This is a genomic window from Streptomyces sp. ADMS (assembly GCF_033441795.1).
In the GTDB taxonomy this organism is placed as follows: Bacteria; Actinomycetota; Actinomycetes; order Streptomycetales; family Streptomycetaceae; genus Streptomyces.
The window spans coordinates 1-8,122 of record NZ_JAVFVX010000192.1; the positions used below are offsets into that span (position 1 = coordinate 1).

The following is an 8,122-nucleotide window of genomic DNA, read 5'->3' on the forward strand; positions in this document are numbered from 1 at the left end:
CACCATTCACACCAGACCCGTGACCTGCGACTTCACGATGCACACCACTCAGTGGACGCAGGCGTGGTTGCAGGCGACGTCGTCGGTGTGCACGACGGCGGAGTTGGGCTCCGTATTGCGCAGCCGCTCGGCCAGGGCGGGCCGGGTCGTCCTGCCCGCGCCGCCCCGGCCGTCGATCGCGATCCCCCACGGACGTGCGGTGACGTCGGGCGATGCATCGCGCAGCTGCCGGACGGCGTCGAGCAGCCAACGGCCTGGGTCTCGCCCGGATGCAGATGCATCGGCACTCGGTCTCCCGGGTGAGGACGCAGGCCAGGCCTGCCCGGACGGTCCGCCTGTCGCCCGACCTTATCGACGTCGCGGTCGAGAGGCCACGTCCGTCAGCCGGCGTTCTGGAGCCGGACGTCAGGTGACCAGCAGTCGGTTGAAGAACGAACGGTAGTGGCGCAGTGCCAGACGCAGGTCCTCTGTGTTCGCCTGTTCGCCCCGGTTCCACTGGCCTTCCAGTTCCTGTTTGTGGTCGGCGAATGTGGCGGCGAGCTTCTGCATCACCTCGGCGACAAGGGCGTCGGCGGTGTGTACGGCGTCGCGCGGGTCGTCCACGAACTCGTTCTGCACCTCCTGCCAGCGTGTGCGGAAGCCTTCCTCGTCTTCCGGGGTAAGGAGCTGGGGGGCCTCGTCCCCGGCGTGAGAGCCCGGGTCCGCGGATCGGCGTCTGGTGTCCGAGTCGGCTTCCAGCGCCTCGTCCTGTGCGCCCCGGCCGGCTCCGGCGGCCTTGTCCTCGGCGGACTCGCTCGGAGTGCTCGTGCTCTCGCCTGGGAAGGTCGGTACTTCGGCCGACGTGCTCGCCGCGTCCTGCTGTGTGTACGGGTCGCGAGGTTGGGCGAGGTCCTCGGTGGACAGGCCGCTAGCGGCGGTGTCCCGTGTGTCTTTGCGTTGCATGGCTTCTCCGTTTCGGCCGCCTGGGCTTGCCGGGCGGTAGCGGCGAGCTGGTCACTGAGCCGTTCAGGCAGGAGCGTGGCGGGCTTCGCCGCCGTCGGAGAGCAGCTCGTCGAACAGGGTCCGGTAGTGCACCATGGCACCCCGCAGTTGTTCGGTGGTCGCCTCGTGACGGATGCTCAGCACATCGACGTCATGGGCGGCCTGGTAGTGCTCCAGCGTGCGGCCGTGCTCGACCGAAAGGTCCTTGAGCTGTTGCTCGAAGTCCTGGGTCGGATAGCCGCGTTCGTGCATCAAGGAGGTCACCAGGCGGTCCGCGTCGTGCACGGCGTCCTCGGGTCGGTCCACGAACTCGTCCTGCACCCTGGTCCAGTCCCGGCTGTATTGGTCCCTGACGCTGTTGTCCAGCGGCCTGATGTCCAGCGAGTCATGCCGCTTCTCGCGTGCCCTGAGCTCGCGCTCCCCGGCCATGCGGCTGTCGGCATCCTCCACCGTTCGTTCGTACTCCGGGCCGAAGCGCTCGTGCAGCTTCCGGCGGCGCATGAGCATCGAGGCTGCCACGGCCGCCAAGGCGATCACCACGACGATGGCAATGATGATCGCTAGGAGTGTCCCTGTTGACATCGCGCAGACCTCCAGACGTTTGCCCTATATGTTCTATTTATGTAGTTACCTCTGGTTTGTCATTGAAACGGAGATGCGGGAACGAATCCCCGTGGTGAGACGGACCGGCCGCGCGGGTGTCTGGAACGTGGGTGTGGCGTGGCCATCCATCTGTGACCGAGCGCCCCGGTCGGCCCGACGGGCCAACCGGACGTGCCGGCTCCAGCCGCAACGGCCGGCGCGGCGCGTCCGGTCAAGCGCTGTCGACGCGTTCGAGCGGCGCCCGGGCCTCGGAGGTGCGGCGGTGGTCGGGGCCGAAGGCGGCCAGGCAGGCGTCATGGGCGGCTACCGCCCGGGTACGGGCCTCGGTTCCGCGGCCCAGCACCAGCAGGGCGGTGGCCAAGGCCAGATCGACGGCGCCGGTCTCCGGGCGGAGCTGCTCCTCGGGTAGGTTGCTGCGCGGGTCCTCGGCGCGCTCCGCCTCGGCGAGAGTCTCATCATGGCGGGCCTGGCCGTTGAGGCTGCGGCTCAGGCCGAGCCGCAGAACCAAGGTGAACCGGTCCGGCTCGCGACGGGCCGAGAGGGCCTCGCGGGGCCGGTCATGGGCCGGACTTCGGCGCCGTCGGGCGGTGCGCACGCCCAGAGGGTGGTCAGTTCCGGAGCAGCGCGCACACGAGGTTCTCCTCGACCTCGCGCAGTTTCTCCAGCAGCCGTGGCTTCGTCGCCTCGTTCACCTGCGTGGTGAGTGAGAACGTCAGGGACCGCTCTCCGTCCGGTGTCGCGGCGATCAGCTGGGTGTAGCCGGGTGTGTTTCCGGTGTGTCCGAGCACCACTCCGCATCTCGTGGTGTAACGGAAGATCGCCGCGCCTGCCTCGTTCCCGCCCGGGCCCGCCGGTTCCGAGGCGCCGTCGACCCAGCGGCGCTGCTCGCGCAGCGTCGCCGGGGAGACCAGCGCGCCGCCCGCGTAACCGCGGATGAACCGCGTCATGTCATGTGGAGTGGAGACGATTCCGCCCGACGCCCACACTCCCGAGGCGCCGATCAGCTCGCTGACGTCCTCCGGCGCCGCCGGCGGCTGGAGGGAGACGTCGTAGCCGCGCATGTACGGTTCCGGCAGCTCGAAGCCCTGCGGGAGGCTCGTGTTGCGCAGGCCGAGCGGACGGTGGACCAACCGCCGCAACAGCTCTTCGTATCGATTCCCGGTCGCCGCCTCGGCCATCAGGGCCACGGCGATGTTGTCCGAGTTGGAGTACTGGTACCGCGACCCGGGGCGGAACAACAGCGGCTCGCCGGCCACGAAGTCGAGCAGCCGCCGGGAGTCGAAGCGATGATGCGGATCGGCCGTGAGGATGCTGAGGAAGTCCGGACTCCGGCTGAAGTCCGGCAGGCCGCTGGTGTGGGTCAGGAGCTGGCGCAGGGTCACCGCGTGCCAGGCCCGTGGGAGCGCGGGCAGCCGTCGGCCGATCGTGTCCTCCAGTCCGAGCGTGCCCCGGTCCACGAGCCGCAGCGCTACGGCGCCGCTGAAGGCCTTCGCCGTACTGGCGATACGCATGTGGTCGGTCGGTTCGACCGGCCTGCCGGTGTCGAGGTCGGCGACTCCGGCCCGCAGAATCCGGCGTGACTCCCCGCGCTGGAGCACGGCGATGACGCCGGGCGGGCCACCCGGAGCACGGACCAGCTGTTCGAGCTGGCGTTGGAGCGACTGGTCCGTGGCGGGGCCGGGCGTGACCGCGCCGGCGGGTGCGGACACCAGAGCTGCCAGACAGGCGCCGGCCAGCACGGCGCTGACCGGCAGACGCAGGTGGGGCAGACGGGGCAGCGGCATGGGAACTCCTTGGGCGGGCTGGGCGGCCGGTCATGCCCAGCATCGGCCGCGTGGCGCCCGGCTGCCTGAGTGGCTGCTGCATACGGCCGAGCGGTCGCGCGGTCGGGCTGTTGCCCTCGGGTCGGGGGGACAGGCCGTACCCCGCGCACTGCAGCCGAGTACGGCCACTGTGGGACCAGATAGTGTGCCGACAAATGAACAATTTACCTTTTGGGTAGATAATTCGCCTAGGTGGCCCACCCGGAGCCGGGGACATGGCAGCTCATCTACGGACCCGCGCCACGCAGGGGTGTGGGAGGTGAAAGAGATGGCGGCAGGCAAGAAGGTCAAGAACGTAGCCGAGAAGGCCAAGGGCAAGGTGAAGGAAACTACTGGTGAGGCTGTCGGCAGCGAAAGCCTGGAGGCGAAGGGGGTCCGCGAGCAGGTGGCGGGCGATGCGAAGCAGACCGTTCAGAAGGCCAAGGACACGCTGAAGCACTGACCCCCAAGCCGCGGAGATCGCCAGGCCATGGTCGAGAGGGGCCGACGTCTACATCGGCCCCTCTCGACGGCCAGCCCGACCCTCCGGCCCCATGCTCACCTCTACAGCCGGCGTCGGCGGCGCGTTTCGTCGGTTTCGTCCTCGCCGCTTCCGGGCCTCCTCGATCCAGTCGGTCAGCCGGGGCCGGCCGGTGATCAGCGCCTCGTGTGCCGGCTCGACGGTGTAGCCGTCCAGGCTGACCAGCCCGGGCGGCGGCGAGGCGCTCCAGGACGTCCGACGCGCCGGGAGCCGAGTTCGGCGCGCGTCGCGGGGTGACGCGTATCGGCGGCGCCGTCCCCGGGGGCGATCAGTCGCAGCGGGACGCGGCGGGCGAGGCGGGCCTGCTTCGGCGCGAGATCGCCGTGGACCTGCTCGGCGGTGGAGGCGATCGCCCGCGTACCCCGGCTGTCTCCTCGTACGCGGCCAGAGAGAGGGTGTGGCCGCGGCGCCGCCGCCAGGTCTCCAGCAGGGCGTGCGAGAGCATCGGCAGCGCGCCGGGGCGGTCGATGAGCTCGTCGATACTTCGTCATCCAGCGAGCACGCTCCCGCGACGGGTAGGCCTCCGTGCAGGAAGCGGTGCGGGAAAGCGGCCAGGTACGGCGAAATGCCGTCACAGCCGTCGGCCGGTGACGTCCCCGCCGGGATCGTCGGCCAGCGCGATGGCCGTGGTGATCCGTTTGCCCACGGGTTCGCGGTGGACCGCGAAGCTCTGGCCGACCGCCATGACGATCTCCAGCCCGTGCTGGCCGATCCTCATCGGGTCGGGGGCGAGGATCGCCGGCGGCGTCGGGTTGCTGTCCCAGACCGTCACCTCCACCGCGCCGCCGTTGACTTCCAGCGTCAGCAGACACGGGCCGGGTGCGTACTTGCGGGCGTTGGTCACCAACTCGCTGACCACGAGCTGCACCAAGCCCATGACGCGCGCGGATACCGGCAGCCCGTGTACGGCCTGGACATCGCTGAGGAAGCTGCGGGCCAGATCGCGGGCGACGGCGATGTCCTCGCTGCCCTCGAACGCCCCCGACACCGATACGACGTCCTCCACCAGAGACTGTCCGCCCTCACCGCCTGCTGTCCGCTCCATACCGGCCCACCTCGCTCTCGCGTAACAAACGTGCAGCGCCCCTCCTACCCCCGAACCCTGACATCAGGCGTTCGTGAGGCAATCAGGAGGGCGACGTCTTCGGGGACCTTCCTCGTCCCGGCGCATACGGGCGGCAGCATGTGTCACTGCCGTGCCTGTCGCGTCGGTGCACCCTGCCACCCACTCAGCAATGGGCACGAAGGACTGCGCCTCCTCCTCGTCGGTGGTGAACTGCCGCTACGCGGACTCACGCTCCGACCGTGCAGCGAACAACAGGGGCGGCAGGCGGCCGCGAGTTGTGCCTGACAGTCGGAGGCCTATCAGGGGGATACGGGGGCACCCGGACCTCACCCTTCGAGAGGAACCGCTCCATGCTTGGTATAGCCGCGGCAGTACTGTTCTTCATCGCCTTCCTGATCAACGCTGCCGAGATCGCGACGAATGATGTCTTCTCCTCCACGAACGTCATGCTCCTCGGCCTGATGCTCCTGGCCCTGCACGTCGCGGGAATCGGGAGTGGCTGGTCCGGCCGCAGGCGCTGACTGTGTCGAAACCCGGTGTGCGGTGAGGCAATTGCGGCGCCTCACCGCACACCAGCGCCCCAGCCCACACACGTCGTGCGTGCACCTTCGGTCCCCTGGCCGCGTCCTTTGGCCGACGCGTCGCGAAAGGAAAATCCGCTGCGGTCACGTGCGATGACACCCGCAGGGCGGGCAGGCCCGAACCGCCCGGTCAGCCGTGCGAGGGGTACTGATGTGTCCCGTCGGTTAAGGACGCGACCCGTACGACCGCCACCCGTCTGGACCGAACAGCAGCGGCCTGCCGTTGACGAAGTTCATGGCTCCGCACACCACCTCCACATCGGCGTTGCTACCGGCCTGCTGCTCGACGAGTGCCGATACCCGTCGCCGACGCCGGACCTGAAACCCATGGACCTCAATCCGCACACGCCCGCGACCGCGTCACACCGTCTGCGCCGTCACTCGCCCCGCGCCTGCACCAGGCTGACGTGCTGAAGCGGTGGGTGCTGCCGCCGGACTCCGTGGACTCTCGGCATGTGCTACCTGCTGCACTGTCTGGCAGGCCCGCTCCCGGGAAAGCCGTCGCCTGCGCGCACCCCCGCGCAGTGCTGAGGCCGGGTGGGGTGGCGTTCGGCTCGACCATTCTGGGTCGGGGCATACGGCACACTCGCCTTGCGCGATTTCAGCCGGCAGGAGCCAACTGGCGGGGAATCATGTGCAATCGGCAGGACCGGCCCGACGACCTGGAGACGGTATCGGGCCCGCACGCTCGCCTGCCACGAGGTGACCGTGGTGGGCTCGGTGGCTACGCTCCACGCACGAGCCGCACCCTGAGATATTTCATTGTGTGTGGTGCAGCCAGCGTTGGAGGGTGTTGTTGACGTCGGCCGGCAGGGTGCTGAGCTGGTCGATGACGGCGCGGTCTTCGGGCATCGGGGGGATGCCGGCGACGGTGAGTGCCGCGTGCAGGGCGAGGCGTTGCTGGTCGTGTGGGGTGAGGGCGTAGTCGAGACGATGGGCGGGGTTGGGCGGCGGCAGGAAGCAGTCGAGGTCATCGCGGGGCTGGGCGGGAGTGGGCCAAGCATTGTCATGGGGATGCGCGGCGTAGGGGTCGACTACGGCGCACGCACTGAGACTCTCGTTGCTCCAGGCGGGCAAGGGGGTCATCTTCTGTCTCCTCAACGGCGAATTGCGGTTCATAGGTCCAGAGCCCCGCAAGGCCTGCTTCGGTTGCGGCCGGGACCGTACGTCACGCTGACGGCGTCATCGGCTGCTGATCACTTGGTGTGACCAGTAGATGGCAGTCGGTGCTGCCGTGCGGCGGTGTCCGGCGTGGTCTTGGTGACGGAGCGTCACCCCAGGCCGTGGTGCGACCCGGCGCTGGTGGGCCCGGAGCGCTTTGCAGCCGGCCCTGGCGCCGGGCCGGCCCGCAGGCGCGTCCGCGGGTCGAGAGTGCTGCTCGGTCACAGCCAAGCCGTACGGCGACTTCTTCCGTTTGAGAGAGGGATCTGAGGTGAGACGGGGGGAGAAGGTTCCTTCGAGCGAGTCAGGAGTGAGCGACTGTGGCTGCGGACAAGAAGGCTCAGGCCAAGGGCGAGCAGGCCAAGGGCAAGGTCAAGAAGGTCGTCGGCGGAGCGGTCGGCAACGAGTCCCTGAAGGCCAAGGGCGAGGCCGAGGAGTCCAAGGGAGACCTGCGCACGGCCAAGGAGAAGGCCAAGGACGCGATCAAGCCCAAGTAACACACATCTCCTGATCCCGGCAGCCCCTCCTGCGGGCTGCCGGGATCTGCGCTGTGCACCTGACGCCGGTTGCCCGCGGCTCGCTCCGTTCTGCGGACGGCGGCGGAAGTCGTCAGGAGCCGACACCCTTCAGGAAATTTTCAAGGACGCGCTGTGGCGTCGCCGCTGAGGATCACCCGCGAGGGTACCCGGCGCAGCATGACTGTCTATGGATTGCACGCCTCGCACGAACAGATCCCGCCCGCGAAACTGCTCGATGCCGTGGTGCGAGCAGAACATGCGGGATTCACCGCCGCCATGTGCTCGGACCACTTCTCGCCCTGGAGCGTCCGCCAGGGAGAGTCGGGATTCGCCTGGTCCTGGCTCGGAGCCGCTCTCCAGGCCACTGACCGGATGCCGTTCGGCGTGGTGAACGCGCCGGGGCAGCGTTACCATCCCGCGATCATCGCCCAGGCGATCGCCAGCCTCGCGTCCATGTACCCGGGCAGGTTCTGGGCGGCCCTCGGCAGCGGTGAGGCCTCCAACGAGCACATCACAGGCGCCCGTTGGCCGCGCAAGGACCAACGCAACGCACGTCTGCGGGAATGCGTCGACATCATTCGCGCACTGCTCGCAGGGGAGGAGGTCAGCCACGACGGACTGGTGACCGTGGACCGGGCCCGGCTGTGGACGCTGCCGCCCGAGGCGCCCCCGCTCGTCGGGGCCGCGTGCAGCACGGCCACCGCCGCCTGGTGCGCCGAGTGGGCGGACGGCCTCATCACGGTCAACGCCCCGCGGGAACGGCTGCGCGAGATCACCGACGCCTATCGTGACGCGGGCGGCCGCGGGCCCCTGCATGAGAGGTGTGCAAGCTGAAGTTGCTGGTCACGGGGCTGGTGTGCGTGGGCATC

At 69.2% G+C, this 8,122-nt stretch carries 10 protein-coding genes and 1 pseudogene; 4 read left to right on the plus strand and 7 right to left on the minus strand.

Translation table 11 applies throughout. The features are described 5' to 3' along the window. Positions 1 to 405: 405 nt before the first annotated feature. The 4 genes from RB628_RS38495 to RB628_RS38510 all read right to left on the minus strand — a co-directional run bounded on the left by RB628_RS38495 (position 406) and on the right by RB628_RS38510 (position 3,368). A complete protein-coding gene (locus tag RB628_RS38495; protein WP_318325301.1) occupies positions 406 to 942 on the minus strand; it encodes a hypothetical protein in 537 nt (178 codons plus the stop codon). A 63-nt stretch (positions 943 to 1,005) separates the two neighbouring features. Then, positions 1,006 to 1,563: a hypothetical protein gene (locus tag RB628_RS38500; RefSeq protein ID WP_318325302.1), complete on the minus strand. Its 558-nt coding sequence runs from the start codon at positions 1,561 to 1,563 to the stop codon at positions 1,006 to 1,008. 232 nt (positions 1,564 to 1,795) lie between these two features. Then, positions 1,796 to 2,179, minus strand: a complete 384-nt coding sequence (locus RB628_RS38505; RefSeq protein WP_318325303.1) for a hypothetical protein — start codon at positions 2,177 to 2,179, stop codon at positions 1,796 to 1,798. 13 nt (positions 2,180 to 2,192) lie between these two features. Beyond that, positions 2,193 to 3,368, minus strand: a complete 1,176-nt coding sequence (locus RB628_RS38510; RefSeq protein ID WP_318325304.1) for a serine hydrolase domain-containing protein — start codon at positions 3,366 to 3,368, stop codon at positions 2,193 to 2,195. Positions 3,369 to 3,675: 307 nt separating this feature from the next. Between RB628_RS38510 and RB628_RS38515 the strand changes: the two genes are divergently transcribed. Further along, positions 3,676 to 3,849: a CsbD family protein gene (locus RB628_RS38515; protein ID WP_318325305.1), complete on the plus strand. Its 174-nt coding sequence runs from the start codon at positions 3,676 to 3,678 to the stop codon at positions 3,847 to 3,849. A gap of 194 nt (positions 3,850 to 4,043) precedes the next feature. Here RB628_RS38515 and RB628_RS42820 read toward each other — a convergent pair. Both RB628_RS42820 and RB628_RS38520 read right to left on the minus strand, forming a co-directional pair. Then, positions 4,044 to 4,372 (minus strand): annotated as a pseudogene (locus tag RB628_RS42820) (hypothetical protein). Between the two features lie 126 nt (positions 4,373 to 4,498). Continuing rightward, the gene (locus tag RB628_RS38520) at positions 4,499 to 4,972 is read right to left on the minus strand and encodes an ATP-binding protein (protein ID WP_318325306.1); all 474 of its coding nucleotides are present in this window, start codon (positions 4,970 to 4,972) and stop codon (positions 4,499 to 4,501) included. A gap of 371 nt (positions 4,973 to 5,343) precedes the next feature. Here RB628_RS38520 and RB628_RS38525 point away from each other — a divergent pair, with 371 nt between their 5' ends. Then, positions 5,344 to 5,514 carry a hypothetical protein gene (locus tag RB628_RS38525; RefSeq protein ID WP_318325307.1) on the plus strand — a complete coding sequence of 57 codons (171 nt, stop codon included), beginning with the start codon at positions 5,344 to 5,346 and terminating at the stop codon, positions 5,512 to 5,514. Between the two features lie 819 nt (positions 5,515 to 6,333). On the opposite strand, the gene RB628_RS38530 is transcribed toward RB628_RS38525, so the two are convergent. Continuing rightward, a complete protein-coding gene (locus RB628_RS38530) occupies positions 6,334 to 6,660 on the minus strand; it encodes a hypothetical protein (protein WP_318325308.1) in 327 nt (108 codons plus the stop codon). 395 nt (positions 6,661 to 7,055) lie between these two features. Here RB628_RS38530 and RB628_RS38535 point away from each other — a divergent pair, with 395 nt between their 5' ends. Together RB628_RS38535 and RB628_RS38540 are read left to right on the plus strand one after the other, a co-directional pair. Next, the gene (locus tag RB628_RS38535; RefSeq protein ID WP_318325309.1) at positions 7,056 to 7,232 is read left to right on the plus strand and encodes a CsbD family protein; all 177 of its coding nucleotides are present in this window, start codon (positions 7,056 to 7,058) and stop codon (positions 7,230 to 7,232) included. 198 nt (positions 7,233 to 7,430) lie between these two features. Next, positions 7,431 to 8,087 (plus strand): LLM class flavin-dependent oxidoreductase, encoded by a 657-nt coding sequence (locus tag RB628_RS38540; protein ID WP_318325310.1) that lies wholly within the window; start codon positions 7,431 to 7,433, stop codon positions 8,085 to 8,087. Positions 8,088 to 8,122: the final 35 nt, after the last annotated feature.

Coding starts and splice junctions, on each gene's coding strand:
- RB628_RS38495 (WP_318325301.1), bottom strand. CDS start 942: ATGCAACGCAAAGACACACGGGACACCGCCGCTAGCGGCCTGTCCACC.
- RB628_RS38500 (WP_318325302.1), bottom strand. CDS start 1,563: ATGTCAACAGGGACACTCCTAGCGATCATCATTGCCATCGTCGTGGTG.
- RB628_RS38510 (WP_318325304.1), bottom strand. CDS start 3,368: ATGCCGCTGCCCCGTCTGCCCCACCTGCGTCTGCCGGTCAGCGCCGTG.
- RB628_RS38515 (WP_318325305.1), top strand. CDS start 3,676: ATGGCGGCAGGCAAGAAGGTCAAGAACGTAGCCGAGAAGGCCAAGGGC.
- RB628_RS38520 (WP_318325306.1), bottom strand. CDS start 4,972: ATGGAGCGGACAGCAGGCGGTGAGGGCGGACAGTCTCTGGTGGAGGAC.
- RB628_RS38525 (WP_318325307.1), top strand. CDS start 5,344: ATGCTTGGTATAGCCGCGGCAGTACTGTTCTTCATCGCCTTCCTGATC.
- RB628_RS38530 (WP_318325308.1), bottom strand. CDS start 6,660: ATGACCCCCTTGCCCGCCTGGAGCAACGAGAGTCTCAGTGCGTGCGCC.
- RB628_RS38540 (WP_318325310.1), top strand. CDS start 7,431: ATGACTGTCTATGGATTGCACGCCTCGCACGAACAGATCCCGCCCGCG.